27 protein-coding genes are annotated in these 26,857 nt (G+C 58.3%); 19 read left to right on the forward strand and 8 right to left on the reverse strand.

The window, feature by feature from the left end:
- The first annotated feature begins 96 nt into the window (after positions 1 to 96).
- The 11 genes from regB (at position 97) to JZI28_RS19765 (ending at position 13,351) form a co-directional block, all read left to right on the forward strand.
- Positions 97 to 1,488: a sensor histidine kinase RegB gene (gene regB, locus JZI28_RS19715; RefSeq protein ID WP_295449342.1), complete on the forward strand. Its 1,392-nt coding sequence runs from the start codon at positions 97 to 99 to the stop codon at positions 1,486 to 1,488.
- A gap of 89 nt (positions 1,489 to 1,577) precedes the next feature.
- Positions 1,578 to 3,134 (forward strand): PAS-domain containing protein, encoded by a 1,557-nt coding sequence (locus JZI28_RS19720; RefSeq protein ID WP_375698698.1) that lies wholly within the window; start codon positions 1,578 to 1,580, stop codon positions 3,132 to 3,134.
- A 109-nt stretch (positions 3,135 to 3,243) separates the two neighbouring features.
- A complete protein-coding gene (gene tsaE, locus JZI28_RS19725; protein WP_375698699.1) occupies positions 3,244 to 3,777 on the forward strand; it encodes a tRNA (adenosine(37)-N6)-threonylcarbamoyltransferase complex ATPase subunit type 1 TsaE in 534 nt (177 codons plus the stop codon).
- On the forward strand, positions 3,764 to 4,771 hold the full coding sequence (locus JZI28_RS19730) for an aminoglycoside phosphotransferase family protein (RefSeq protein WP_375698700.1): 1,008 nt from the start codon (positions 3,764 to 3,766) through the stop codon (positions 4,769 to 4,771). The genes tsaE and JZI28_RS19730 overlap by 14 nt, the downstream gene beginning before the upstream one ends.
- Complete coding sequence (locus tag JZI28_RS19735) at positions 4,771 to 5,478, forward strand: nucleotidyltransferase family protein (RefSeq protein ID WP_375698701.1); 708 nt, start codon at positions 4,771 to 4,773, stop codon at positions 5,476 to 5,478. The genes JZI28_RS19730 and JZI28_RS19735 overlap by 1 nt, the downstream gene beginning before the upstream one ends.
- Positions 5,468 to 8,422 carry a double-strand break repair protein AddB gene (gene addB, locus JZI28_RS19740; RefSeq protein WP_375700132.1) on the forward strand — a complete coding sequence of 985 codons (2,955 nt, stop codon included), beginning with the start codon at positions 5,468 to 5,470 and terminating at the stop codon, positions 8,420 to 8,422. Before JZI28_RS19735 ends, addB begins: the two co-directional genes overlap by 11 nt.
- Entirely contained in the window at positions 8,419 to 11,787 is a 3,369-nt protein-coding gene (gene addA / locus JZI28_RS19745; protein WP_375698702.1) for a double-strand break repair helicase AddA, read from the forward strand. Before addB ends, addA begins: the two co-directional genes overlap by 4 nt.
- Positions 11,788 to 11,849: 62 nt before the next feature.
- Positions 11,850 to 12,170 (forward strand): thioredoxin, encoded by a 321-nt coding sequence (gene trxA / locus JZI28_RS19750; RefSeq protein WP_039966187.1) that lies wholly within the window; start codon positions 11,850 to 11,852, stop codon positions 12,168 to 12,170.
- Between the two features lie 70 nt (positions 12,171 to 12,240).
- Positions 12,241 to 12,456, forward strand: a complete 216-nt coding sequence (locus JZI28_RS19755) for a DUF6500 family protein (protein ID WP_375698703.1) — start codon at positions 12,241 to 12,243, stop codon at positions 12,454 to 12,456.
- Between the two features lie 182 nt (positions 12,457 to 12,638).
- The gene (locus JZI28_RS19760; RefSeq protein ID WP_375698704.1) at positions 12,639 to 12,989 is read left to right on the forward strand and encodes a Lin0512 family protein; all 351 of its coding nucleotides are present in this window, start codon (positions 12,639 to 12,641) and stop codon (positions 12,987 to 12,989) included.
- On the forward strand, positions 12,986 to 13,351 hold the full coding sequence (locus JZI28_RS19765; RefSeq protein ID WP_375698705.1) for a Lin0512 family protein: 366 nt from the start codon (positions 12,986 to 12,988) through the stop codon (positions 13,349 to 13,351). Before JZI28_RS19760 ends, JZI28_RS19765 begins: the two co-directional genes overlap by 4 nt.
- Before the next feature lie 69 nt (positions 13,352 to 13,420).
- Here the strand turns inward: JZI28_RS19765 and JZI28_RS19770 are convergent, their stop codons facing one another.
- A complete protein-coding gene (locus JZI28_RS19770; RefSeq protein WP_295449374.1) occupies positions 13,421 to 13,612 on the reverse strand; it encodes a DUF1127 domain-containing protein in 192 nt (63 codons plus the stop codon).
- A gap of 264 nt (positions 13,613 to 13,876) precedes the next feature.
- Here JZI28_RS19770 and hslV point away from each other — a divergent pair, with 264 nt between their 5' ends.
- The 4 genes from hslV to JZI28_RS19790 all read left to right on the forward strand — a co-directional run bounded on the left by hslV (position 13,877) and on the right by JZI28_RS19790 (position 18,099).
- On the forward strand, positions 13,877 to 14,467 hold the full coding sequence (hslV, locus tag JZI28_RS19775) for an ATP-dependent protease subunit HslV (RefSeq protein ID WP_295449377.1): 591 nt from the start codon (positions 13,877 to 13,879) through the stop codon (positions 14,465 to 14,467).
- Position 14,468: 1 nt separating this feature from the next.
- Positions 14,469 to 15,539 (forward strand): hypothetical protein, encoded by a 1,071-nt coding sequence (locus tag JZI28_RS19780; protein ID WP_375698706.1) that lies wholly within the window; start codon positions 14,469 to 14,471, stop codon positions 15,537 to 15,539.
- A 12-nt stretch (positions 15,540 to 15,551) separates the two neighbouring features.
- Positions 15,552 to 16,865, forward strand: a complete 1,314-nt coding sequence (hslU, locus tag JZI28_RS19785; RefSeq protein ID WP_353396465.1) for an ATP-dependent protease ATPase subunit HslU — start codon at positions 15,552 to 15,554, stop codon at positions 16,863 to 16,865.
- Between the two features lie 109 nt (positions 16,866 to 16,974).
- Positions 16,975 to 18,099 carry an alpha/beta hydrolase gene (locus tag JZI28_RS19790; protein ID WP_297341596.1) on the forward strand — a complete coding sequence of 375 codons (1,125 nt, stop codon included), beginning with the start codon at positions 16,975 to 16,977 and terminating at the stop codon, positions 18,097 to 18,099.
- 27 nt (positions 18,100 to 18,126) lie between these two features.
- Here JZI28_RS19790 and JZI28_RS19795 read toward each other — a convergent pair whose 3' ends face one another.
- The 3 genes from JZI28_RS19795 to JZI28_RS19805 are packed head-to-tail and all read right to left on the reverse strand — an operon-like array spanning position 18,127 to position 20,455.
- On the reverse strand, positions 18,127 to 18,726 hold the full coding sequence (locus JZI28_RS19795; protein WP_295449389.1) for a Smr/MutS family protein: 600 nt from the start codon (positions 18,724 to 18,726) through the stop codon (positions 18,127 to 18,129).
- Positions 18,726 to 19,802, reverse strand: coding sequence for a murein transglycosylase A (locus tag JZI28_RS19800; protein ID WP_375698707.1), 1,077 nt, complete (start codon positions 19,800 to 19,802; stop codon positions 18,726 to 18,728). The genes JZI28_RS19795 and JZI28_RS19800 overlap by 1 nt, the downstream gene beginning before the upstream one ends.
- Positions 19,799 to 20,455 carry a Tim44/TimA family putative adaptor protein gene (locus JZI28_RS19805; protein WP_295449395.1) on the reverse strand — a complete coding sequence of 219 codons (657 nt, stop codon included), beginning with the start codon at positions 20,453 to 20,455 and terminating at the stop codon, positions 19,799 to 19,801. Before JZI28_RS19805 ends, JZI28_RS19800 begins: the two co-directional genes overlap by 4 nt.
- 116 nt (positions 20,456 to 20,571) lie before the next feature.
- Here JZI28_RS19805 and JZI28_RS19810 point away from each other — a divergent pair, with 116 nt between their 5' ends.
- Complete coding sequence (locus tag JZI28_RS19810) at positions 20,572 to 21,096, forward strand: FxsA family protein (protein WP_375698708.1); 525 nt, start codon at positions 20,572 to 20,574, stop codon at positions 21,094 to 21,096.
- 90 nt (positions 21,097 to 21,186) lie between these two features.
- Positions 21,187 to 21,672, forward strand: coding sequence for a protein-export chaperone SecB (gene secB / locus JZI28_RS19815; RefSeq protein WP_295449401.1), 486 nt, complete (start codon positions 21,187 to 21,189; stop codon positions 21,670 to 21,672).
- Positions 21,673 to 21,749: 77 nt separating this feature from the next.
- Here the strand turns inward: secB and dnaQ are convergent, their stop codons facing one another.
- Genes dnaQ through JZI28_RS19835 form a run of 4 tightly spaced genes read right to left on the reverse strand, consistent with a single transcriptional unit; the run spans position 21,750 to position 24,520 of the window.
- Positions 21,750 to 22,478, reverse strand: coding sequence for a DNA polymerase III subunit epsilon (gene dnaQ, locus JZI28_RS19820; RefSeq protein WP_353396457.1), 729 nt, complete (start codon positions 22,476 to 22,478; stop codon positions 21,750 to 21,752).
- A complete protein-coding gene (gene coaE, locus JZI28_RS19825; protein WP_375698709.1) occupies positions 22,471 to 23,094 on the reverse strand; it encodes a dephospho-CoA kinase in 624 nt (207 codons plus the stop codon). The genes dnaQ and coaE overlap by 8 nt, the downstream gene beginning before the upstream one ends.
- A complete protein-coding gene (locus JZI28_RS19830) occupies positions 23,091 to 23,924 on the reverse strand; it encodes a shikimate dehydrogenase (RefSeq protein ID WP_375698710.1) in 834 nt (277 codons plus the stop codon). The genes coaE and JZI28_RS19830 overlap by 4 nt, the downstream gene beginning before the upstream one ends.
- Positions 23,921 to 24,520 (reverse strand): Maf family protein, encoded by a 600-nt coding sequence (locus tag JZI28_RS19835; RefSeq protein ID WP_375698711.1) that lies wholly within the window; start codon positions 24,518 to 24,520, stop codon positions 23,921 to 23,923. The genes JZI28_RS19830 and JZI28_RS19835 overlap by 4 nt, the downstream gene beginning before the upstream one ends.
- A gap of 412 nt (positions 24,521 to 24,932) precedes the next feature.
- On the opposite strand from JZI28_RS19835, the gene JZI28_RS19840 reads away from it, so the two are divergent.
- Together JZI28_RS19840 and rho are read left to right on the forward strand one after the other, a co-directional pair.
- A complete protein-coding gene (locus JZI28_RS19840; RefSeq protein WP_295449416.1) occupies positions 24,933 to 25,388 on the forward strand; it encodes a CopD family protein in 456 nt (151 codons plus the stop codon).
- 185 nt (positions 25,389 to 25,573) lie between these two features.
- Positions 25,574 to 26,845 carry a transcription termination factor Rho gene (rho, locus tag JZI28_RS19845; RefSeq protein WP_295449418.1) on the forward strand — a complete coding sequence of 424 codons (1,272 nt, stop codon included), beginning with the start codon at positions 25,574 to 25,576 and terminating at the stop codon, positions 26,843 to 26,845.
- Positions 26,846 to 26,857: the final 12 nt, after the last annotated feature.

The raw sequence follows: 26,857 nt of genomic DNA on the forward strand, positions 1-26,857 counted from the left end.
GCCAGACCTATCAAGAAACTCAGGCAATGCAACTGGGCGAGATGGTCACAGGTCTGCGAGCCGTCGTAAAATATCTCAAGCTCCAGGAGCTTTCGCATGCCCGACACAGAATTTGGCCTCATGCAGGGAGAAGACCGCAGCCATTGGATCCGGCTGCGGACCCTGATTATGCTGCGCTGGATCGCTATTGCAGGGCAGCTCATCGCCATCACCGTGGCGCAGCTGCTTTACAATCTGCAACTGGATCTCGGCCTGTGCCTTTTGGCCATTGGTGTTTCGGTGATCAGCAATCTGCTGGCGATCTTTGTCTTTCCTGAAAATAAACGCCTGTCAGAGTTTGAAAACTTTCTGATGGTGCTGTTCGATCTGCTGCAGCTGGGCTTTCTTCTCTACCTCACAGGTGGGCTGCATAATCCCTTTGCCCTGCTGGTGCTTGCGCCTGTGACCATTTCCGCTGCGATGATGGGGCTTCGGTCGACCCTGATCATTGGCGGCACTGCCATCATTCTGGTCACCCTGATGGCCGAATTCCACATGCCGCTGCGCACGGCGCAGGGCTTTGTCCTGCGCATCCCGGACATCTTTATTTTTGGCAATTGGACCGCCATCGTCATCGCCATTTTGTTCATGGGTGCCAACTCCTTTCGCATCAGTACAGAAATGCGACGCATGTCTGATGCGGTCGCCGCCACTCAGCTTGCCCTGTCGCGCGAACAAAAGCTCACAGATCTGGGCGGCGTCGTCGCTGCTGCCGCACATGAGCTGGGCACCCCACTGGCCACCATCAAGCTGGCCAGCGGAGAGCTGATTGACGAACTGGAAGACCATCCCGACCTGCGCGATGACGCCCAGCTTATCCGCGAACAGGCAGAGCGCTGTCGCCATATCCTGCGTGACATGGGCCGGGCTGGCAAAGATGACCTGCATCTGCGCCAGGCGCCGCTGTCGACGGTGATACACGAAGCCGCCGAGCCCCATCTCAATCGCGGCAGGGAGATCCTGTTTGATGAAGGTCCGCTGGAAGATGGCAGTTTTCAGCATCCAACTATTTTGCGCAAACCCGAGATCATTCACGGGCTGCGCAATCTGGTGCAAAACGCCGTCGATTTCTCCCGCACCAGAGTGTGGATTGATGCGACCTGGAACGACGATCAGATTTGCCTGCATATCTATGACGACGGGCGCGGGTTTCCACCGCATCTGATTGGCCGCATTGGCGATCCGTTTATGCGACGGCGACGCAGCGAAAGTGATCGAAAACAGCGCCCCGAGTATCAGGGCATGGGTTTGGGATTGTTCATCGCCAAAACCTTGTTAGAGCGTACCGGAGCCGAGCTGACCTTTGCCAATGGCGCCAGTAAACCACTGCCACATCCAACGGAGCGGCGCGGGGCCATTGTCAACGTAACCTGGCCGCGTGAGAAAATTGACGCCCTGGTGGGTGAAAATGCTGTACCTAAGGGAGAAAATAAATGGATCGAAGTTTAACTATTCATTTTTAGGTAATTAATTAAACTACAGTTAACCATTTCCGCGCCATCATAGGGAAAACCAGTCCAGACTAGAGGCAGAAAAATATGCAGAACATCATCTCGATTGAGTGGTTGATGCTGGCCACACTTTGCTGCGCCACTGCAGCCGTAGCCGTCTGGTGGCTGTCGCCCGAACAGCGTTCCAAAGGAATGGAGCAGGATCTGTTGGTCGGCGACGGGCGCACGGATGCCGTCTTTCTTTTTGACGACACCAACCTGATTGGCTGGTCCTCTGGTGCACGCAAATTCATCGGTGAACACGCGGAACATTTCAGCTGGAACATGCTGCGGGACCAACTGGCCCGGAACTACCCCGGCCTGCCGCAAAGCCCCGGTTTTCTCAAGGATGTGGGGCCGCTGGTTCTGTCTGGCACCGCCTCGGCCGAAAGCCGCGAAGCACATTGTGAATGGATTGACGGCATCACCCGTGTGCAGCTGCGCCGCAGCACCTTGGAAGAACAAAACAAAAGCCTGGATCAAGAGCTCACCACCCTGCGCGCTACAGTCCATCAGGCCCCCTATCCGGTCTGGCTGCAATCCGACGAAGGCGCCGTGACCTGGTCCAACCTGGCCTATGATGATCTCAGCCATAAACTTCGCGGCCGCGACGCTGAATTCTCGGAACCGATGTTCGACAATCTGGATGAGCCGAAAAAGAGCGGCAAGGCCGAACGGATCTCGATCCCGATGCCAGAAAGCACCAAACGCCTGTGGTACAATATCTCCACCACCGAAACCGAAGCCGGCTGGCTGTGCCATGCGGTGGATGTGAACGCCGTGGTCGATGCCGAGGTCGCCCAGCGCAACTTTGTGCAGACACTGGCAAAAACCTTTGCCCAGCTCTCCATCGGGCTGGCAATCTTTGACCGCAACCGACAGCTGGTGCTGTTCAACCCGGTATTGATTGATCTCACCGCCCTGCCCGCCGGCTTTCTCAGCTCGCGGCCAACTTTGATGACCTTTTTTGATCGGCTGCGCGACCAGCGCATGATGCCCGAGCCAAAGAACTATTCCAGCTGGCGCCACCAGATCGAAGACCTGCTCGAGGCCGCCGCCGAAGGTCGCTATCAGGAAACATGGTCGCTGCCCTCGGGCTCTGTCTATTCGGTGTCTGGACGTCCCCACCCCGATGGTGCCATTGCCTTTTTGTTTGAAGACATCACCGCAGAGGTCACCCTGACCCGTCAGTTCCGCTCTGAGCTGGAAATGGGCCAGTCGATCATGGACCAGATGGGCGAAGCCATTGCAGTTTTTGCCAATGACGGCACCATGACCTTCTCGAATGAGACCTACCATTCGCTGTGGAAAATGGACCCCGATTCCAGCTTTGCCAAGGTTTCCATCATGGATGCCGCCCGCATTTGGCAAGACACCTGCAGCGCAACCCCCGTCTGGGGAGAAATCCGCGACTTTGTTGCCGGCAGCGATGGCCGCACACCCTGGTGGGCACGGGTGCAGCTGCGAGACGGCACGCCGCTGCTTTGCAAGGTGACTGCGATCCAGAACGGCGCAACCATGGTCAGCTTTCAGACCCCAGAGCCGGGCCTGCCGCCAAAAGAACAACAAAAGTTCGCCATCACTGATCAAAGCGGCTCTGTCTGACGACGACGGCGGGTCGGCAAAATCCAGGACCCAGAAGGGCGCGATCATCAACCAGGTGATTGCGCCCTTCGCGCTTGCAGCCCGTGCAGCCCAGAGGCATTGTACGGCCATGACCAAACCCAGTGATCCAGCCCTCTCTGACCCGCCCTCTGCAACACCGGCACAGAGTCCAGTTTCCTGTCAGTTGACCTCTCCCGAGGCAACAACACAGCTGGCCAAACAGCTTGCAGCACAGTTGTACCCCGGCGACAGTCTGTTGCTGGAGGGGCCGATTGGGGCAGGCAAAACCCATTTTTCCCGCAGTCTGATCCAATCGCTGATGACACATCCCGAAGATGTGCCTTCTCCCACATTCACTTTGGTGCAAACCTATGAGGTCCCCTCAGGTGAGCTGTGGCATGCGGATCTCTACCGTCTTTCTGCCCTCGAAGAGATTGAGGAACTTGGCCTGTTCGAGGCCTTTGATGACGCCATCTGCCTGATTGAATGGCCCGATCGTCTGGCCGAGCTGACACCGACGCATGCGCTGCACCTGGAGTTCTCGCTTGATCCGGCAGAGGAAGATTGCCGACACCTGACCCTGACCTGGAGCGATGCCAAATGGCAAAGCCGCATGGATGAGATTGCACATGACAGACCGTGACAGCCAGATATTGGCATTTTTGCACCGCGCTGGCCGGGGAAACTGGAGCCGTGCACCCTTGGCCGGCGATGCCTCGGCGCGCCGCTACGAGCGGCTGACCAGCCCGGATGGCCGCCGCTTGATCCTGATGGATGCCCCCCCGGGCAGTGGCGAGACCATTCGCCCCTTTGTCCGCATCGCCAATTACCTGCGCTCCCTTGACGTCAGCGCCCCCGCCATCCTGAGCGAGGATGCGGATAACGGCCTTCTGTTGACCGAAGATCTGGGCGATCAACGGTTCTACGAGGTGCTTGAACAGGACCCCAGTCAGGAAAAACAGCTCTATGCACTGGCCACCGATTTTCTGGTCCAACTGCACAAAGCCTCAGACGCAACTCCCCTGTCCGGCCTGGACACTCTGGGGCCCCGCGGCATGGCCGAGATGTCCTGCCTGGTGATCGAGCGCTATTGCGACGCCATCACCGGATCGGCAAACCCGGACATGAAAGCCCGGTTTGAAAACCAGTTTGAGGATATCCTGCGCGACACCGTGAAAGAGAGCATGGTTTTTGTGCACCGGGATTTTCACGTGCAAAACCTGATGTATCTTCCAGAACGCAACGGGTTGGCTCAGGTCGGCGTGATTGATTTTCAGGACGCCCTAATCGGACATCCCGCCTATGATCTTGTCTCGCTTCTGCAAGACGCCCGCCGTGATGTGCCAGCCGCCATCGAGGCGCAGATGATCAACCGTTACCTGCAGGCCACCGGATTGGACGACTCGGGGTTTCGCAGTGCCTATGCGGTGATTGGCGTCCAGCGTAACCTCCGCATTCTTGGTGTTTTTGCACGGTTGTCACAGGATTTAGGCAAACCGCAATATCTGGAGCTGATGCCACGGGTCTGGACCCATGTCATCAACGGCTTGGAGCACCCTGCTCTCGCCCCTCTGGCGCAATGGCTGCTGCCAAAACTGCCTGCTCCCACCCCTGAAAACCTGGCAAAGCTGCGCTGATGAACGGCGCAAATTCCCCCCACAGCTGCCCCAATGTGATGCTTTTTGCCGCCGGCTTTGGCACCCGCATGAAGGCGCTGACCCAGACCTGTCCCAAACCGATGATTCCCGTCGCTGGCCAGCCGCTGATCGACCATACGCTACAGCTGGCTCAGGCGATCCAACCACAACGGATTGTTGCCAATCTGCACTATCTGCCGCAGGCCCTGGAGGCGCATCTCGCACCCAAGGCGGTGCTGCTGAGCCATGAGAACCCGCAGGTGCTCGATACTGGCGGCGGGCTGCGTCAGGCGCTGCCGCTGCTGGGGACGGACCCCGTCTTTACCGCCAATACCGATGTGATCTGGAAAGGGCAAAACCCATTTCAGGTGGCGCTGAACGCCTGGGATCCGGCGCGGATGGACGCACTATTGGTCTGTATCCCGATCAGCCGCTGCCGCGGCCGCACAGGCAGCGGCGATTTCACCAGCGACAGCGAGGGCCGCATCAGCCGGGGTGGAGATCTGGTCTATGGCGGCGTGCAGATTCTCAAAACCGAAGGGCTGCACCGGATTAAAGAAGATGTGTTTTCCCTCAACCTTTTGTGGAACGATATCGCCAGCCGGGACCATCTGTTTGCGGTGGAATATCCGGGCCACTGGTGCGATGTGGGCCATCCCGAAGGGATCGCCATTGCCGAGGATCTGATTGCCAATGATGTTGTTTGAACCTCAGGACAGCCCACGCGTCTTTGCCGTTCCAAACGGCGTTGATTTCCCCCGCGCCCTGGCCCAGGGGTTGATCCAGCGCAGCAGATCGCTGCCGCCAGAAAACTTGGCCCGGGTCGAGGTTATCCTGAATACCTCGCGGATGATGCGCCGCTGCCGCGCCCTGTTTGAGGAAGGCCCGGCCCTGTTGTTGCCACGCATGCGTCTGCTCACCGACCTAGCGCGCGAGGCCAGCCTGCAGGGTTTGCCCCCGGCACTGCCGCCGCTGCGCCGCCGGTTGGAGTTGTCACAGCTCATCGCCAAACTGCTGGATGCCCAGCCCGATCTGGCAGCGCGGTCCTCGCTCTATGGTCTGTCGGACAGCCTGGCCAATCTGGTCGATGAAATGCAAAGCGAGGGCGTCAGTACCGAGGTCATTCGCAACCTGGATATCTCTGATATGTCCGGGCATTGGGCACGGGCACAGCAGTTTATCGGCATCGTCGACCAGTTTGTTGATCTACATAGCGACACCGTCGACACTCAGGCCCGGCAACGCCAGATGGTCGAGACCCTGATCGCCAAATGGGAAGTGGATCCGCCGCAGCATCCGGTGATCCTGGCCGGCTCTACGGGTTCGCGCGGGACCACGCATATGCTGATGGAAGCCATCGCCCGCCTGCCCCAGGGCGCGGTGGTGCTGCCTGGTTTTGACTTTGAGCAACCACCCGAGGTCTGGCACCACCTGCGCGATGCGCTCACCTCCGAAGACCACCCGCAATACCGCTTTGCCAAATTGGTGGCGGATCTCGACATGGACCCCGGCGATGTGCAGCGCTGGAGCCCGGATCAGCCCGCGTCACCAGCGCGCAACCGTCTGGTCTCGCTGGCCCTGCGCCCCGCCCCCGTCACCCACGCCTGGATGAGCGAAGGCCCAAAGCTCACCGAACTGGACGAGGCCTGCGCCGATGTCACCCTGGTGGAGGCTGCAAACCCCCGTGCCGAGGCCCTGGCGATTGCCCTGCGCCTGCGCCAGGCCGCCGAGGACGGCAAAACCGCCGCGCTGATCTCGCCGGATCGTATGCTCACCCGGCTGGTGTCCGCCGCATTGGATCGCTGGGGCATCTTGCCCGATGATTCCGCCGGCCTGCCGCTACAGCTGACGCCTCCGGGGCGTTTCCTGCGCCACGTGGCAGAGCTGTTTTGCCGGCCGCTCACGGCGGATGCATTGCTCACGCTGCTGAAACATCCGCTCACCCATGATGGCGCCAGCGCCGCTGCGGCGCGCGGCGAACATCTGCGCCACACCCGTGATTTTGAGCTGGACCTGCGCCGCAATGGCCCGCCCTTTCCCGATGCGGCAAGCTTTGAAGCCTTTGGGACGGACCGCGCCCTGACGCCCGGTTGGACGGAGTGGCTGTCGCAAAACTTTGCCGACCAGCAGGTCGCCAAAACACTGCATTTGACCGATTGGGTGGCGCTGCTGCGCACCCGCGCCGAGGCCATTGCCGCCGGCAGTCAGGTGCTGGCAGAGGGGGAATGCGGCACCCTGTGGGATAAGAAAGCCGGGCAAGAGGCGCGCGCGGTCTTTTCCAACCTGGAGGCTGAGGCTGCCTATGGCGGCGCGATGTCAGCCCGTGATTTTGCCGATCTTTTGTCCGCCATCCTGTCCCAGGGCGAGGTGCGGGACCGCGACGCGCCCTATGGATCTATCATGATCTGGGGCACGTTGGAGGCCCGGGTGCAGGGTGCCGATCTGGTGATTCTGGGCGGCCTGAATGAGGGCAGCTGGCCGGAAGCGGCCAAACCCGATCCCTGGCTGAACCGACAGCTGCGCCATCAGGCCGGATTGCTGCTGCCCGAACGCCGTATTGGCCTGTCGGCGCATGATTTCCAGCAGGCCATTGCCGCACCCGAGGTCTGGCTGACCCGCGCCGCCCGCTCGGATGAGGCCGACACAGTGGCCTCCCGTTGGCTCAACCGCCTGACAAACCTGCTCTCCGGGCTGCCGGATCAGGGCGGGAAAGCGGCCCTGGATGCGATGCGGCAACGTGGGCAGGAATGGCTAGGCTGGGCAGAGGCTTTGGAACAACCAACCGAGTTGCCAAGTGCCCCACGCCCCTCCCCGCGCCCGCCCGTTGCCAGCCGCCCGCGTCGGCTGACCATCACCGAAATCCCACGCCTGATCCGTGACCCTTATGCGATCTACGCCAAACACGTGCTGCGCCTAAAGCCTTTGAACCCGCTGGTGCAGGAACCAGATGCCCTGCTGCGTGGCATCGTGGTGCATGAAATTTTTGAGGTGTTCATTCGCGACAGCCTGGAAGACCCCAGCCGCCTGACCCCTGAATACCTGATTGAAACCGCCCGCAGCCTGCTGGAGCGGGATGTGCCCTGGCCGGTGGCGCGGATGTTGTGGCTCAGCCGGATCCAGCGCCTGGCAGGGGATTTCATCCTGGCGGAGCAAAACCGACAGTCCCGCGGCAAACCCCTAAAACTGGAAGCCCTGGGCGAGGCCCGGTTGCAGCCTTTGGATTTCACCATCGCCTGTCGCGCTGACCGCATTGATCAGGACGATCGCGGCTTTTTGCATCTTTATGACTACAAAACCGGCGCCCCCCCCTCCGAAGCGCAACAAAAGAAGTTTGAAAAACAGCTGCTGATCGAGGCCGCCATGGCCGAAGAAGGCGCCTTTAAGGAGATCGGCCCCGCCGAGGTCGCCCGCGCCGCCTTTATCGGGCTGGGCAGCACCCTGAAAGAAGTGCCTGCGCCGCTACAGGATCAGCCCCCGGCCAAGATCTGGGAAGAGTTGAAACAGTTGATTGGTGCCTATTTTGAACAGGACCAGGGCTATTCCAGCCGCCGCATGGTGCACCGCGATGACATTGCCGGCGATTATGACCACCTGGCCCGGTTTGGCGAATGGGACCGCAGCGCCACGCCCGAACCCGAGGATCTGACATGAGCAGCAGTGCCCCAAAACACCGCGATGCCGCCTCTGAGGCGCAGTTTCGCGCCGCCCGGCCTGACGCTTCCACCTGGCTGGCGGCCAATGCCGGCTCGGGCAAGACCAAGGTTCTGACGGACCGGGTGGCGCGACTGCTGCTCAAAGGTGTGCAGCCACAGCATATTCTTTGCCTCACCTATACCAAGGCCGCCGCCAGCGAGATGCAGAACCGTCTGTTTCAGCGGCTGGGGGAATGGGCGATGCTGCGCGATGATCAGCTCACCGCTGCGCTCAGCGAGTTGGGGGAAACCAATACCGCTTCTGAGGATCTGGCCCAGGCGCGCACCCTGTTTGCCCGCGCGATTGAAACCCCGGGTGGGCTGAAGATCCAGACCATCCATTCGTTTTGCTCCTCCCTGCTTCGGCGTTTCCCGCTGGAGGCCGGCGTCAGCCCGCAGTTTTCCGAGATGGAAGACCGCGCCGCATCCCTGTTGCGGGCCGAGATTGTCGAGGACATGGCCAAGGGAGAGCTGGCGCATCTGGTAGAACCGCTGGCGCGCCATGTTGGCGGCAGCGATTTTGAAGACCTCACCGCCGCCCTGTGTCAGCGCCGCGCCGAGTTCGAAACAAAACTGGATTGGTCTGCATTGCTGGCCCGGTTTGATCTTGCCGATGGGTTTGATCAGGCCGCGCTGGAGGCGCTGGTGTATCTAGGCGGCGAGGCAGAGCTGCTGTCACGCACCCGCGCCATGTTGGAAACCGGCGGCACCACAGATCAACGCGCCGCTGCCAAACTGGCGGGGATCACCACCCCGACACTGGGTGATCTGGCCACACTGGAAGACATCTTTCTGACAGGGGCCGGCGCCGCTGAGCCGTTTACAGCCAAGATTGGCAAATTCCCCACCAAGAAGCTGCGCGAAGCAAATGTCAGCCTGATGGACCAGCTAGAGCCGCTGATGCTGCGGGTGGAAGACGCCCGCGCCAAACGGCTGGCCCTGGTGGCGGCGCGAAAATCCCACGACCTGCATCAGTTTGCCCAGGCCTTCCTGCCAGAATATGAGGCGCGCAAACAGCAGCGTGGCTGGCTCGACTTTGATGACCTGATCCTCAACGCCCGCCAGTTGTTGAACGATCCGGCGGTGGCCGCCTGGGTGCTGTACCGCCTGGACGGGGGCATCGACCACATTCTGGTGGATGAGGCCCAGGACACCAGCCCGGTGCAATGGGACGTGATCGAAAAGCTGGCCCAGGAATTCACCGCCGGGATCGGCGCGCGCTCAGATGTGGAGCGGACGATCTTTGTGGTCGGCGACAAAAAGCAGTCAATCTATTCCTTTCAGGGCGCTGACCCGGATGCCTTTGACCGGATGCAGGTGGAATTTGCCAATCGCCTGTCCGAATCCGGCTCAAACCTGCAAAACGCCGCCCTGGAGTTTTCCTTCCGCTCCTCTGCTGCAATTCTGCGGCTGGTAGATCTGGTGTTCAAGGACAGCCCGCGCGCCGGGTTCCACAGCGACGCCCTGCACCGTGCCTTTAAATCTGACCTGCCTGGCAGGGTGGACCTGTGGCCTGCCGTGGACAAAACCGACGACGACGATGACAGTGATTGGACCGACCCGGTGGATCGCCCCGGCAGCCGCCATCACACGGTTATTCTGGCGGAACGCATTGCCGGCCAGATCAAGGCGATGATCGACAGCGGCGTGACCATCCCCGAGGATGGCCCCACCCGTGGAACCTTTCAGCGCCGTCCGGTACATGCAGGTGATTTTCTTATTCTGGTGCAACGCCGGTCTGAGCTGTTTTCCGAGATCATCCGCGCCTGCAAGAATGCCGAGCTGCCCATTGCCGGCGCAGATCGGCTCAAAGTCGGGGCAGAACTGGCAGTCAAGGACATCGCCGCGCTCTTGTCCTTTTTGGCGACACCAGAGGATTCGCTGGCCCTGGCCGAGGTGCTGAAGTCGCCACTGTTTGGCTGGTCCGAACAGATGCTGTTTGATCTGGCCCACCGCCGCAGCGGCAAACATCTGTGGCCGGCCCTGCGCGACCGGCGCCAAGAGTTTCCAGACACCCTGGCGGTGCTGGATGACCTGCGCGATCAGACCGATTTCCTGCGGCCCTTTGATCTGATCGAACGCATCCTGACCCGCCACCAGGGGCGGCAGAAATTGCTGGGCCGATTGGGACCGGAGGCCGAGGATGGCATCAATGCGCTGCTGTCTCAGGCGCTGGCCTATGAACGCTCTGATATTCCCAGCCTCACCGGGTTTCTGGTCTGGATGCAGACCGATGATCTGGAGATCAAACGCCAGATGGGCGCCTCGGGTGATATGATCCGGGTGATGTCGGTACATGGCTCCAAAGGGTTGGAAGCGCCAATTGTGATCCTGCCCGATACCGCCAAACGCAACGCCCCCAGTGATGCGGAAATCATGGTGGCGGATGGCACCCCTGTGTGGAAATTGCCCAAGGATCAGATGCCAGAACTGTTGTTTTCTGCCCGCGAGGCGGCGCAGGAAAAGCAGCAGAACGAACGGCTCAGGCTGCTCTATGTGGCACTGACCCGCGCCGAGAAATGGCTGATTGTAGCCACAGCCGGAACGCTGTCGAAAGAGGGCGACAGCTGGTATCAGCGGGTCGAGGCGGCGATGCGCGAAGGCGGGGCCACCACCTGCGATCTGCCCGGCGGCGAGGGCCTGCGGCTGGCCCATGGCGACTGGGACGGGCTGGATTTTGTAGCCCGAGAGGTGGCGGAAAAATCCGCGTCAGTGTTGCCCGAGGTCTTTACCCGACCAGCGCCCTGCTATCTGCCGCCGGCGCAGACGCTCAAACCCTCCGATCTAGGTGGCGCCAAGGCCTTGCCCGGGGATCAGGGGTTGGACGAGGAAGAAGCCATGGCACGTGGCAGCAGGCTGCATCTGCTGCTGGAGTATTTGCCGCAAACACCCCGTGCCGACTGGCAGACCCTGGCCAAGCGCCTGCTGCCAGAAGCCGCTGATCGGGAGGAGCTTTTATCTGAGGCAAGCGCGGTTCTGGAAAACCCGGCGCTGGCATCCATTTTTGCCCCTGAGACCCTGGCAGAGGTGCCGATCACAGCCCAGCTGGGAGAGCAGCGCCTTTATGGTATCATTGACCGGCTGATCGTAACGCCCGAGAGGGTGTTGGCGGTGGATTTCAAATCCAATGCGCAGGTTCCCGAAAGCGCGCGACACTGCCCCAAGGGCCTGTTGCGACAGATGGCGGCCTATGGCCATGCCCTGACGCAGATCTACCCGGGCCGCCAGATTGAGACTGCGCTTTTGTGGACCCGCACCGCCAGCCTGATGAGCCTGCCGCACGATCTTGTGACAGATGCGCTCAAGGAGGTGTTGGAACCTTGACGATCTGTTACGCTCTACCTAGGTTCCAACTCCAGTTGCCATAGATCTCAGGAGACATTCCCATGTCCACCGTAGCCGTCACCGACGAAACATTTGACGCCGAAGTCAAGAATTCCGCAGTCCCCGTTGTGGTGGACTTCTGGGCCGAATGGTGTGGTCCTTGCAAACAGATCGGCCCCGCTCTGGAAGAGCTGGCGGCAGAGTATGGCGACAAGGTAAAAGTCGTCAAAGTGGATGTGGACAGCAACCCGAACTCCGCAGCTGCCATGGGCGTGCGCGGCATTCCGGCGCTGTTTATCTTTAAGGATGGCCAGGTTGTGTCGAACCGTGCCGGCGCCGCCCCCAAGGCCGCGCTGCAGAGCTGGATCAACGAGTCCATCTGATCCGATCAGCACAGAATTTTCGAAAGACGTCCCCGGATGGGGGCGTCTTTTTCATTTCAAGGACAGTTTTATGACACCGGAATTTCGCCAAAAGGCCATTACCACCTGCAGCGATAAGATCGCCAAGAAAGGGGAGGGCGTTGGTCTGTCCTTTTACGCCTTTTTCAAGAACAAAAACGATGACCCTGAGCTGTTGATGCAGGTGGCAACCTGGTGGATCCGTAACCATAAGCTGGACCATTTTGAAAAGGCGGTTAAAATTCGCGATATGATGCGGGCCATATGATGCGGGCCGTTGCCTGAGCCTCGCTGATCTGGCCAGATCGTTGTGCGCATTCGTCAGGCAGGGGGCCTGTCTCCGTCGCCGCAGGCGGCTCCCCCGGGATATTTTTGGCCAAATGAAGATATGGGGTTTTCTTTTGGGCCGTGGCGCGGAGAGTGGCGGAAGAAAACGACTGGGAGACAGCCATGGCCAAGACAAGAGTATTGGTGGAATTCGGAATGGGCAGCTCGCTCAGACGGCAGGATTACACCGAGGCAGCAAAGCGCGCGATCAAGGATGCGCTCTGGCATAATTCGGTAAGCATCGCAGAGCTGTTTGATTTCCCCAAAGAAGCCATGATCATTGATGCGGAAATTGGTCTGGAAAAACCGGAACTGGTGGATGTGGCGGCGTTGAAAGCAATCTTTCCCTATGGCCAACCCAATATCACGGTGACAAAGGGCGGATTGGACGTGGCAAAACCTGATGGCGCGGGCGTGACCATCATTGCCAATGCTGCAGTCATTGTTTCCTTTGATATGGAGCGCCAGTCATGAGCGAAAAACGTATCATTTTAGAAATGGGCACCGGCAACGATCTATATGGTCAGGACTACACCAAGGCAGCGCGCCGTGCGGTGCAGGATGCCTTGCACCATTCCTCGATCACGCTGTTTTCCAAGCTGGGCATTGATCATGGCGAGATGCGGGTTGATGTCACCATTGCGGTGCAGGATCCGGCGCAGGTGGATTGTGATCTTGTGGCACAGGATCTGCCACGCGGACGCGCCACAGTGCGGGCTGTCAAAGGCGGCTTGAATGTCACTGACCCCGCGTCCGATGGGGTGCATGTGGTGGCCACGGCCGCGATTGAAGCCTGGTTGCCGGATCAGTCTGCCAGCTACAAGCTCAGCTCCTGAAAAAGACAAAGCCGCCCCAAACTGGAGCGGCTTATCGCGTCTGGTGCTTCTGCACCCGGTCTGTGGGTCTCACAGTTTGTCGATATCCGCGCGGGTCACGCCGATGTCTTCCAGCTGTGCCGCAGAGAGCTGCGACAGCGCTTTGCGGGTCTGACGGGATTCATTCCACTCAACCAGGTTGGTTTTGAAATTCATGATTCCGTCAACCAAACGAAGAACGGAGACTGCGCCCAGCGGCGCATGGAGGTTTGCGGTCGTCATTGCACTAGTCCTTTAAATTCGTGTGTGTTCGTGTTGTCTGTTTCTACGCCCCATGTAGGAGGGCTTACTGAGTCCTACAATTGCCCATTAAACAGCCCTGATTTGCGTTCTGTGCATAGCAAGTAAGCAATTTATTAACGCCCTCTTTAGGCGTCATGCTGATTGGGCATCATGCTGAAAGCCGGGAAAACAGGCCGCCCCGACCGAGCCTTGTACCGGATCGGAGATGGATCCATATAGAAGGCAACAAAACTGGAGGCATAAATGGCAGATGATCAATTTCCCGGCTGGCACGGAACCACCATTATTGGTGTCAAAAAGGGTGATGAAGTGGTTGTTGCCGGCGATGGTCAGGTCTCGCTGGGGCAGACCGTGATCAAAGGCACCGCCCGCAAGGTGCGTCGTCTGTCCCCAGGAGGCTTTGACGTTGTCGTTGGCTTTGCTGGATCCACCGCAGATGCCTTTACCCTGCTGGAACGGCTGGAGGCCAAGCTGGAAGCCTCGCCGGGTCAGCTGGCGCGGGCCAGTGTTGAACTGGCCAAGGACTGGCGCACCGATAAATACCTGCAAAAACTCGAAGCCATGCTGATTGTCACCGACGGCACCGAGCTTTTGGTGATCACCGGGGCAGGGGATGTGCTGGAGCCAGAAAATAATGTGGCCGCTATTGGATCGGGCGGGAATTTTGCCCTCGCTGCTGCCCGTGGTATGATGGACAGTGACCGCAACGCCGAAGCCATTGCCCGCGACGCCATGGCGATTGCCGCTGATATCTGCGTCTATACAAATGGGCAACTGACCGTCGAAAGCATCGCTGCCGAAACTGGCACAGATAAAACCACCTCGGAGAGCTGATGTGAGCCAGATCGACCAGAACGACATTCGCGCCGCCGTTGGATCTGGCCTGATCAGCGAGGCCCAGGCGGCCTCATTGCTGGCGATGTCTCATAGCCGGCGTGGTGCGCGCGAAGATCTGGCACCGGGTGATGAACCCTTTGAGCTGTTCAAAGGGTTCAACGAGATATTCATCGTCATCGGTATGCTCATCCTGGCTTCGGGCTGGGCAGCGGTCACCGCTGCCTATATCGCTGGCTCTTTGGGGGGGTATGTCGAGAAAACCATCTCCTCTGCGGCTCTGGGGGCCGTGGTGCTGTGGATCTTTGCCGAGTATTTTATCCGCCGTCGCCGCATGATCGCCCCGGCCATTGCCCTGTCTCTTTTATGGGCTGCAAATGCCGGGACCGGCATCACCGCCTTCTTTTCCGAGCCCTTTATGGTGGCGCAGAACGATCTTTCCAGCCTGCCGCTGCCAATGGCGCTGACCACTGCTGCGGTGGCGCTGTTCTGGCTGCGCTTCCGCGTGCCCTTTGCCATGGCGCTGATTGCCCTTGGCGTCTTTGCGCTGACCCTGATGGTGGCAGCAGAACAAGCGGGCCGCCCGGAGGGGATCAGCGACTTCTTCCTGTTTTCCGCCTCTGGTCCCTTTGCCTGGGTGACCCTAGCCGTTGGGATTGCCGTCTTTGCGGTGGCGATGCTGTTTGACCTCAGCGATCCTCATCGTGTCACCCGCCGCGCGGCACAGGGGTTCTGGCTGCATGTTGTTGCCGCCCCCGCACTGGTCAACACCATCGCGCTCAGCCTGCTGGAAAGCGGCACCTCCAGCGCCCAGATGACACTTGTTGCGGTGCTGCTGGGTTTTGCCCTGGTGGCCATTGTGATTGACCGCCGGTCTTTCCTCATCGCCGCAATCGGCTACAGCGTGACCCTGGCCGGCACCGTTTTTGACGGCGAGGGTGCCGCTATGACCGTCCTTCTGCTTGGCTTCTTCCTGGTGATCCTTGGTGCCTTCTGGGCCCGGATCCGGGCGGCCTTGCTCTCTCCTTTGGCTGGAGTGTTGCCGCTGCACCGCCTGCCTCCCTCTCACTAAACGGGACATCCCATGACAGACCTGACCCCCCGCGAAATCGTTTCTGAACTTGACCGCTTTATTATTGGCCAAGCCGATGCAAAACGCGCAGTGGCTGTAGCCATGCGCAACCGCTGGCGCCGTAAGCAGCTGTCAGACGATCTGCGCGACGAGGTATACCCAAAGAACATCCTGATGATCGGGCCCACCGGTGTCGGTAAAACCGAAATCTCGCGCCGGCTGGCAAAGCTGGCCCGGGCGCCATTCATCAAGGTGGAGGCAACCAAATTCACCGAAGTCGGCTATGTGGGCCGCGACGTGGAACAGATCATTCGCGATCTGGTGGACAGCGCCATCGTTCAGACCCGTGCCTTCATGCGCGAAGACGTCACGGCCAAGGCTCAGAAAGCCGCTGAAGAGCGGGTCATCAGCGCCCTGGCCGGCGAGGATGCCCGCGAAATCACCCGCGAAGTATTCCGTAAAAAACTACGTGCAGGGCAGCTTGACGATGCGCTGATCGAACTGGATGTCGCTGACAGCTCCAACCCGATGGGCAATATGTTTGATGTCCCCGGCCAGCCTGGCGGCGGCAATATGGGGGTGCTCAACATCGGCGATCTGCTGGGCAAGGCAATGGGCGGGCGTACGGTGCGCAAAAAGATGACCGTTGCCGAAAGCTATGATGTGCTGATCGGCGACGAGGCTGACAAATTGCTGGATGATGAGGTCGTTAACCGCGCCGCCATTGAATCCGTAGAGCAAAGCGGCATTGTCTTTCTGGATGAGATCGACAAGGTCTGCGCCCGATCAGATGCCCGCGGCGGCGATGTCAGCCGTGAAGGTGTGCAGCGGGATCTGTTGCCGCTGATCGAGGGCACCACTGTCAGCACCAAACATGGTCCCATCAAAACCGACCACATCCTGTTCATTGCCTCCGGTGCCTTTCATGTCGCCAAACCCTCTGATCTGTTGCCAGAATTGCAGGGGCGTCTGCCGATCCGGGTCAATTTGCGCAGCCTGAGCGAAGCCGATTTTGTCCGCATCCTGACCGAAACCGACAATGCGCTCACCCTGCAATATACTGCGCTGATGAAAACCGAAGATGTCGAGGTGACCTTTACCGAAGATGGCATTTCTGCGCTGGCCAAGATCGCAGCCGAGGTAAACCATTCTGTGGAAAACATCGGCGCGCGTCGTTTGTATACGGTGATTGAACGGGTGTTTGAGGATCTGTCTTTTAATGCCCCGGAGCAGGGCGGCGAAAAGATCATCGTCAATGCCAGCTTTGTCAGCAAACACCTGGGCGAGCTGGCCAGCAAAAGCGACCTCAGTCGCTACGTGCTGTAGCAAAGGGTGTAGCGCCGGGGCTGTCCCCCAACAGAGATGTATTTTCATCTGGCTGTAGGCTTGCTAGCCTATGGCCAGTTTATCCGGCATGTTTCACCAAAGGTTATTTATGATTTTCCTCCGTTTGGCTGCTGGTCTCAGCCTTTGTCTGACCCTGGGTTGCACCGATCGCAGCCTGTCTCCGGTCACCCCCGAGGCATTGGAGCTTGGCACCCCCAAAACCATATTTGTCGCCACAAACCGGGTTGAACTGCCAGATGGATCCTTTGGCCCGGAACGAAGCGAAGACAACAGCCTGCTGGAGCTGACAGTCTCCATTCCGCCAAATCACACGCTGGGAAAACTGGAGTTCGGATATGCTGACCCAGACCCAGAAACCCAATTCACCCTGGCCGCGCGTCACCGGTTTCAAAACCCTGGTGATTTTGACCGCCGCCTGAATGCTGTGCTGCGTCAGTCCCCTGCCAACAGCCGGGACGTGGTTGTCTTTGTGCATGGATACAACAGCACCCAGGCCGAGACCGCTTTTCGTGCGGCCCAGCTTACCCATGATCTGAATACGCCGGGCGCAACGGTGGTGTATTCCTGGCCAAGCCTGGGCAGTCCTTTGGGCTATGCCTATGACGGCGATAGCGTGATGTTTGCCCGCGATGGGTTGGAGCAGCTTTTGCGTCGCCTGAAAAACTCAGAGGCGCGGCGGATCATCCTGGTGGCCCATTCCATGGGCTCTGTCCTGACAATGGAGGCCCTGCGGCAGATCGAAATCAGATCCCCAAATTGGGCAGAGCAGAACCTAGCCGGGGTCATCCTGATCTCGCCGGACCTGGATCTGGATGTGTTTCGCAGTCAGATACGGCAGTTCAACAAGGTGCCTGAACCCTTTGTCGTCTTTGTGTCGAGCAAAGATACCATTCTCAACATCTCCAGACGTATTCGCGGAACCTATAGCCGCGAGCGCCTGGGCAGTCTCAGCTCCATCGAGGCGGTGTCAGACCTGCCCATAGATATTATCGACACAACTGCCTTTTCTGAAAATGCGGAATCTGGTCATTTTGTTGCGGCCACATCGCCCACGCTTTTGACCTTGTTGGTTGAGGCACAGGTCACCGAAAAAGCCTTTGATGCCAGACCCCATGATGTAGCGGAGTTCACCAAAGTTGTGCCAAGCGCTGGTCTAGGTAAAACAAATGTGGGCGAGGCCGTGTTGTTCACCCTCACCGGCGGCGAGCGCTGAACTGGTGGTTAAGATCCTGACCCTGGCCTAACGGGTGCGACGCAGGTAGACATAATACGCGCCTTCGCCCCCATGAGTGACGTGGGACTGGCTCACTTGCAAAACAGCCTGCGCCAGTGGCGGCAGCGCCAGCCATTGCGGCACGTGATGGCGCAACACACCACGCGGTACCGGGATGGGGCCGGGCTCATCGCGATCTTTACCCTTGCCCGTGACCACCAGAACCAGACGTTTGCCCGAGGCCTGTGCAGACAGGATAAACCGGGTCAGCGCCGGATGGGCGCTATCCACCCGCATCCCGTGCAGATCCAGTTTCCCTTCGGGTTTCAATTTGCCACGTTTCATCCGGCGAAAGGCTTTTTCATCCATCTGCAAGGGGCTTGCAGCCAGCGCCTTGGCTGGCGTTGGTTTCAGACTATGCCGTTGCGGTTTTGGTTTTGCCTTACTTCCCAGCTCAAAAGCCTCCAAGAAGCTTTCAGGGCGCACCTGAGGCGCCTTTGCTGGTTTTGGCTTGGGCAAGGGCAGGCTGGGCGGCGAGGAATGGCTGCCCGGATGCAGGCGCTCGGTGTGCTCTACCACCTGATGCCAGAGTTCAACCTCTTCGGAAGTCAGCTTGCGCCTGCTCATTAGTATTCATCCGGTACCAGCGCAAAGGCGCGTTGAATTGGCAACAGAACCACCATCCGGCCCGGATCGCGCAGCCGACCTGCCGCTTGGCCTGCACTGTCGCCGGTGCCGTAGAAAACGTCGGCGCGTTGCGCGCCTTTAATAGCGGATCCCGTATCCTGCGCAATCATCAAGCGGTGCATTTTTGTCTCACCGCCCTTTTCCATCCAGACCGGCGCACCAAGCGGCGTGTATTTGGGATCAACAGCCAGCGTGCGCAGCGTCGTCACCGACCTGTTCATGGCACCAACCGGACCTTTGGAGGGACGGATTTTGCGGATTTCCCGGAAGAAGACATAAGAGGGGTTATGCAACAACAACTCGCGGCCGGCAGCCGGATTGCGCCGCACCCAGGCCTTGATCACCTGAGCACTGACCTGATGGGCCTTGTAGATCCCACGCCGGACCATTTCGGCGCCGATTGACCGATAGGGATGCCCATTGGCACCACCATAGCCGATCCTGATCGTACCGCCGTCACTCAGCCGGATACGGCCGGACCCTTGAATTTGCAGAAAGAACAGCTCAACCGGGTCATCCACCCAGGCGATTTCCAATCCCCGCCCCTGCATCACCGGCCCGGTGAGGATATCGCGACGCGGCAGCCAGGGGTTACTGCGCTTTGCTTCGGGCGGCATGCGGTAAACCGGGTAGCGAAACCGCGACGTGCGATACCGCGAGCCCTCCAGCTCGGGTTCGAAATAGCCGGTGAACAGACCCGGCGTTCCATCCTCGATCAACACGGGTCGAAAGAACAACTCAAAGAAACTACGCGCCCCGGCTTTGCCCTGTTCCTGCGCCAAGGTCTGCGCCTGAGCCTGCGCCAAGGCACACAGGTTTTGCCAGTCCTGATCCTTGAGATCGGGACAAGTCTCCAGAAATACCTTCAGAGCCGCTGCATGATTGTCTTCCTCCCAGCCATCCAGCTGAGAGAAATCCAACATTTTGTAAGTGGTTTCGGCACCTGCGCCGCTGGCCGTCATCGCAGCCCCCGCAAGAACCGCTGCCCGGAAAAAATCCCGGAGCACTGCACTCATCCGTCCGTGGCCACCAACTGCCAGTTCGGATCATCACCGCCCATGCTGCGCGCAAAGACCCAGGTATCTTTCTGGCGTTTGATCGCTTTGGCATCGCCTTCGACGATTTCGCCTTCACGATTGCGCACAACCGAGGTCAGCTCGCCGACAAACCGCATGGTCAGTTCTGCCACGCCGCTTGCCTCATCAAAGATCGCATCAACCACGGCGGTTTCCCGCACGCCAATGAACTCAGCCTCAATGGTCAGGCCCTGATCTTCGCGCTGCGCAACGGCTTCGACAAAGCTGTCGAACACATCTTCGGCCAGAAAGCCCTGAAGATCGTTCAGCTCACCGTGTTCAAATCCCATCAGGATCATTTCATAAGCGCTGCGGGCGCCCTGGACAAATTCGCCCACCTGAAACGAAGGTTCCACCCGCTTCATTGCCGCCAAAGCCTTTGCCGGCTGCGATCCTTCTTCGACATAGTCTGTGATGTCGCGGTCTGGTCCGCCCTCGATCACCTCGAGATCAGGTCCGCTGCTGCGCTTTTGCGAGGGGGCAACGGCTGGTTTTTCAAAACCCTCGCGAGTGCCCAGAACGCTTCTGAGACGCAGGATCAAAAACACCGCAATACCGGCCAAAACCAAAAGACTAATCAAAGGCGACTCCATAAGAACCTCTCGCTGGATATTCCAAGCCCGGTTTGAAACCTGGGCGATCTCTCCTTATGTAGGGTGTCGGGGGTGGCAAGTCTACCGTCCAGCGTCTGTTCAGAGGAAACCGCTATATGTATATTTTTCTCGCCTTTCTGATGGTGCCACTTATTGAAATTGGCCTGTTCATACAGGTGGGCGGCGCCATTGGCCTATGGCCGACATTGGCCATTGTGGTGCTGACTGCAGTGCTGGGAACTGCCCTGGTGCGGTCGCAGGGGCGGCTGGCGCTGGGACAGATGCGTAACTCATTTCAAAACCTGTCGGATCCGGCTGAACCTCTGGCCCATGGTGCGATGATCCTGTTTGCTGGTGCGCTGCTGCTCACGCCCGGATTTTTCACTGACGCCATTGGCTTTGCCCTGTTGATGCCCCCGGTGCGGATTGCGGTGTATCACTATATCAGCAAGCGGGTAACAGTGTCGCAGTTCCAGATGGGATCCGGCGCCATGCATGGGCAGCGGCCAGGACAGGAGCGCGGACATCCCCACAGGGACCACCCCGCTGGAAGCGGCGACATCATTGATGGGGATTTTGAAGACATAACGCCAAGCCGTCCCGGAAAAAAACCTTCGGGCTGGGTTGAAGGACCAAAATAGACCCTGCCGTCTTTGCAGATCTTCCTAGCCGTTGAGATACCGGAACCAAGCTGTTAAGCACGGATTAAACAAAATTTTAGGAGTATCTCAATGGCCGAAAATGGCGCAAACGGGGGCGCACAACAGCCCCAGGTTCAGATGAATATTCTGGGTCAATATATCCGTGATATGTCATTTGAAAACGTCATGGCCCAAAAAGGGGCCGGTGGCGAAGTTCAGCCCGACGTCAGCGTTGCGGTCAATCTGGATGCCAAGAAACGCTCGGTCGAGAACCAGTATGAGGTCATGACCAAGCTGAATATCGAATCCAAAAACAAAGAGGACGGCGACGTTCTGTTTGTATTGGAACTGGAATATGTCGGCGTTTTCAACATTGAAGGCGTTCCAGAAGACCAGCTGCACCCCTTTTTGCTGATCGAATGCCCGCGCATGACCTTCCCCTTCCTGCGGCGCATCGTGTCGGATGTCACCCGTGACGGCGGTTTCCCACCGCTGAACCTGGACAATATCGATTTTGTTGCGATCTACCGCAACGAACTGGCGCGCCGTCAGGCCGACGCCGCTCCGCAGCAGTAATCTGCACTGACACCAAAACAAAAACGCCGCTGACTTTGGTCAGCGGCGTTTTTTTGTAGCTCTGAGGTATATTAGACCTAGGCCGGCTTTTGGTTCCAAAGGGCATCTTCACCCATCTTGGCAACAAAGGCCTCATGGGCCTCTGCCTCCTGCGCTGTCAGGCGCGATGGCAGCGGGGTAGGGCGCGGGGTAGGGCGCCAATCTTCAGCCATCTGCCCACCAGAGGAGGCATTGGTCGACAGGCCAAAGTCCGGCTGACGGCCCCCGATGAGCTCCAGATAGACCTCTGCCAAAATTTCGGAATCGAGCAGGGCGCCGTGTAGGGTCCGGTTGCTGTTGTCAATCTGGAACCGTCGGCACAGGGCATCCAGCGTCGCCGGCGAGCCGGGAAAGCGTTTGCGGGCAATCGCCAATGTATCCAGCGCTTGCTCCATCGGCAGCTTGGGCAGGCCCATCCAGTCCAGCTCGGCATTGAGGAATTTCATGTCAAAGCTGGCGTTGTGGATCACCATCCGGGAATCACGCACAAAATCCAAGAAAGCCTGACCAAATTTGGCAAAAACAGGCTTATCCCGCAGGGTGACCTGGCCTTTTTCAGGTTTTTGCGGCGGCTCCAACAGGTCGGGACCAATGCCATGCACGCCAAAAGCTTCCTGCGGCATGCTGCGTTCGGGATTGATATAGACGTGAAAGGTCTCGCCGGTTGGCATGTGGTTGAGCAGCTCAACCGCGCCGATTTCGACGATCCGATCGCCGGAAAACGGGTCAAAGCCGGTGGTCTCGGTATCGAGAACAATTTCACGCATCTGCTGATGTCTTTCCGCCCAAAGCCGGTTTCGCCTGGGTCTGTCTGATCTGGTCCAATATCGCGCTTACCTGAGTCTTTGCATGGTCCAGTGTGTCCGTTTCAATGACATAATCCGCGCGGGCAGATTTTTCATCAATGGGCATCTGTTTTGCCAGGATCTGTTCAAACTGGGCCTCTGTCATGGTGCCCCGCTCCAACACCCTGGCGCGCTGCGTAGCGGCGTCGACCCGAACACAAGCCACCGCATCCATCGCGGCCTCACCACCGGTTTCAAACAGCAGTGGAATATCAAAAACCAGTATATCGCTGGTGGCAGTGTCTTTGAACATCTGACGGTCCGCTGCCAGCAGCGGGTGCACTATTGCCTCCAGCTGCGCAAAAGCTGCGGGATCAGCGGCAAGAATCTGTTTCAAGGCCTCCCGGCTGACCGCGCCATCAACAATCGCCGATGGAAAAGCCTGCTGCAGGGGCACAACAGCCGCGCCGCCGATTGCATACAGCCGATGCACCGCAGCATCAGCATCCCAGACGGCGCAACCCGCCTGCGCAAAAATCGCTGCGGTGGTGCTTTTGCCCATGCCAATGGAACCCGTCAGCCCAAGATAAAATGTCATCGCAAAGCCGCCGCCCTGGTCGCGTCATCCACATCCGGGCGCTGGCCAAACCAGCGTTCAAATCCCGGCACCGCCTGATGCAGCAACATGCCCAAACCATCAACCACAGTGCAGCCGACATCTTCGGCGGTCTGCAACAGGTCGGTTTTGAGTGGGGAATAGATCAGATCGGTCACCACCATATGTGGCCTTAGCCCATCCAACGGCACCCGCAGGCGCGGTTTTCCCACCATACCCAACGAGGTGGTGTTTACCACCAAAGCTGCCTCTTCGATAATGTTGCCGGCCAGAACCCAGTCAACAACCTGAATACGCTTGCCAAATTCCTTTTGGAGCTGCTCAGCACGGTCGCGGGTGCGATTGGAGAGCAGGATTTCCGGCACTCCGGCCTCAATCAGCGATGCCACCACCGCGCGGCAGGCCCCACCAGCCCCAAGAACCGCTGCAGGGCCACTGCCCGGAACCCAATCCGGCGCGCCCTGATGCAGGTTGGTGATAAAGCCATAGCCATCGGTGTTATCGGCCAGGATACTGCCATCACTGCGAAAGATCACGGTATTGGCCGCACCCATCAATTTGGCCCGGTCGGTGACTTTATCCGCAATCTTCATCACCGCTTCTTTGTGCGGGATGGTGACGTTGACGCCAACAAACCCCGCCTTTGGCAGGGTGCGGATCACAGTCTCTAGGTCTTCCGGCTCCACATGCATCGGGATATAATGCCCAGCGATGCCATGCGTCTCGAGCCAGTGCCTCTGTAACTGCGGCGATTTGGAATGCGCTACCGGACAGCCAATCACACCGGCCAGAGGGATTTTTTTATCACTCATTGTTCAATGACACCCTGTAGTCCCAAGTAGTTGAGAAGTTCTACCAGAGGTAGACCCAAAACATTAAAGTAACTCCCTTCAATGTTAGAAAACAAGCGTACGCCTTCTTCTTCCAACTTATAAGCGCCCACCGCGTGCTGGATGCTCTGCCAGTTGCGCGCCACATAAGAGGAGAGATAGCTGTCCGAACAGTTGTGCATTCGCAGCCGCACCTGACCAACATGACGCCAGATCGGTTCCCCATCCCGGTAGATCACCGCAGCCGACAGTAGCATGTGACGTTTGCCGCGCATGGCGCTAAGCTGGGCCAGCGCCTCTTCTTCGCTTTTGGGCTTGGACAGCAAGCTGCCTTCAAAATCCAACACCTGATCACACCCCAGGACCAGCGGGCCGGGGGTTTTCATGCTCACCTTGCGCGCCTTTGCCTCGGCCAGGGCATCGGCAATATCGCGCGGATCAGCGGCTTCGGCCAAAAGCGCCGCTTTGATCGCTTCTTCATCAACGCGGGCGACCTGGACCTCAAAGGGCACACCAGCCTGACGCAGAAGCTGCGCTCGGATCTCGGAACCAGAAGCCAGCAGGATGTGGGCAGACATGTGGAAAACCCCATGGAAAAGATGCGAAAGTTTATAGGATGGTTTGTATGGTTTTCCCAGATTTTGGCAAGTGCACAGGGAAAAGGGAAATTCCACCAAACTGCGCGCTGATTCCTCCGCCGGGGATTGGGATAACTTCTGAAGTCGGGATATCTTGTTCGTCCCCGATTCCTCCAAAGGTTATCCCCACAGTAATCTAGGTTAACAACTCGTTAATTATCCTTATTCATAAGGGTGTTAATCAAAGTGTCACCAATGTGGCGGCAATGAGGCCGGCTAGTTTTCCCCACTGGGGATAAGCGGGTGAAAAACTGAATAATCCACTGAAATCCTTGTCCCTACAAAAACATCATCCTTTAAATCTTTCTTTATTATTATAAGGGTGGGTCATCTAAGCGTGAGAGAGAGACCGATGGACCTGACAGACTGGATGTTCACCCTCTACCCATATGCCAAATCGCTGCACATTATGGCGGTGCTCAGTTGGATGGCGGGTTTGTTCTATCTCCCACGGCTGTTTGTGTATCACGTGGAGCAAGCTGAGAAGGTTCCTGAAAGCCTGTCGATCTTTGTGACCATGGAACATAAATTGCACCGTTTCATCATGCGCCCAGCGATGATGGCGACATGGGGGGCAGGGCTGTTCATGGCGGCGACGCCTGGATTGGTCGATTGGGGCTCTGTGTGGCCCTGGAGCAAGGCTCTGGCGGTGATTGGTATGACCTGGTTCCACTATTGGCTTTTGATGCGTCAGCGGGACTTTGCTGCAGGGAAAAACAGGTTCACTGGGCGACGCTACCGCCTGATGAACGAAGTCCCGACGCTTTTGATGGTGGTGATTGTCATCTCGGTGATCTTCAAGTTCTGACACAACCGCCCCATGGCCGCTCTGGACGGGGCTCAGAGCGACTTTAAGCCTCTGTGAGAGGGTTTGACTTACGAGGTCTCACCCCCTATGTATGGCGTCCAACAGGCCCGTCCGGGCCCTCGTGTTCTCCGAACTTGATAATAATCGCTCTCCCCAAATAGCCGGGGCAAAAAGGCCATATGTTAATGACCGTCGAATCCCTCAATCTTTCTGATCTCAAGGCGCAAAGCCCAAAAAACCTTCTGTCTATGGCGGAGGAGCTAGAGATCGAAAACGCCTCGACCATGCGCAAGGGCGAGATGATGTTCCAAATTCTGCGTGAACGCGCAGATGAAGGCTGGGAAATTGGCGGTGATGGCGTTCTGGAAGTGCTGCAGGATGGATTCGGTTTCCTGCGCTCACCCGAGGCCAACTATTTGCCGGGACCGGATGATATTTATGTTTCGCCGGAAATGATCCGCAAACATTCGCTGCGCACTGGCGATACCATCGAAGGCCAGATCAAGGCTCCGCTGGAGGCAGAACGCTATTTTGCCATGACCAGCGTCACCAAGATCAACTTTGAAGATCCTGAAAAAGCGCGTCACAAGATCGCCTTTGACAACCTGACGCCACTGTACCCGGATGAGCGTCTGAAGATGGAAATCGAAGATCCAACGCTCAAGGATCGCTCAGCCCGGGTGATCGACCTGGTTGCGCCTATCGGTAAAGGCCAGCGTTCGTTGATTGTGGCGCCGCCACGCACCGGTAAGACGATGATTTTGCAGAACATCGCAAACTCGATCGAACAGAACCACCCAGAGTGCTATTTGATTGTTCTGCTGATCGACGAACGCCCTGAAGAAGTCACCGATATGCAGCGGTCGGTCAAAGGTGAGGTTGTCTCCTCTACCTTTGATGAACCCGCAACACGCCACGTTGCAGTGTCGGAAATGGTGATCGAAAAGGCCAAGCGATTGGTCGAACATAAGCGAGATGTAGTTATCCTGCTTGATTCGATCACAAGACTTGGTAGGGCCTTCAACACCGTTGTGCCCTCCTCTGGCAAGGTTCTGACCGGTGGTGTGGATGCAAATGCCCTGCAACGCCCCAAGCGATTCTTTGGTGCAGCCCGGAATATCGAAGAGGGTGGTTCGCTCACCATCATCGCAACCGCACTGATCGACACCGGCAGCCGTATGGATGAGGTGATCTTTGAAGAATTCAAAGGGACCGGTAACTCTGAACTGGTTCTGGATCGCAAAATTGCCGATAAACGGGTCTATCCTGCCATCGATATTCTCAAATCCGGTACCCGGAAAGAAGAGCTTTTGGTGGACAAGGCCGATCTGGCCAAAACCTTTGTCTTGCGGCGGATCCTCAACCCCATGGGCACCACCGACGCTGTCGAGTTCCTCCTGGGCAAGTTGAAGCAAACCAAATCCAACGCGGATTTCTTTGATTCGATGAACACCTAAAGCGCGAAGGCC

Source organism: Pseudophaeobacter sp. TrK17 (assembly GCF_042192375.1).
GTDB lineage: Bacteria > Pseudomonadota > Alphaproteobacteria > Rhodobacterales > Rhodobacteraceae > Pseudophaeobacter.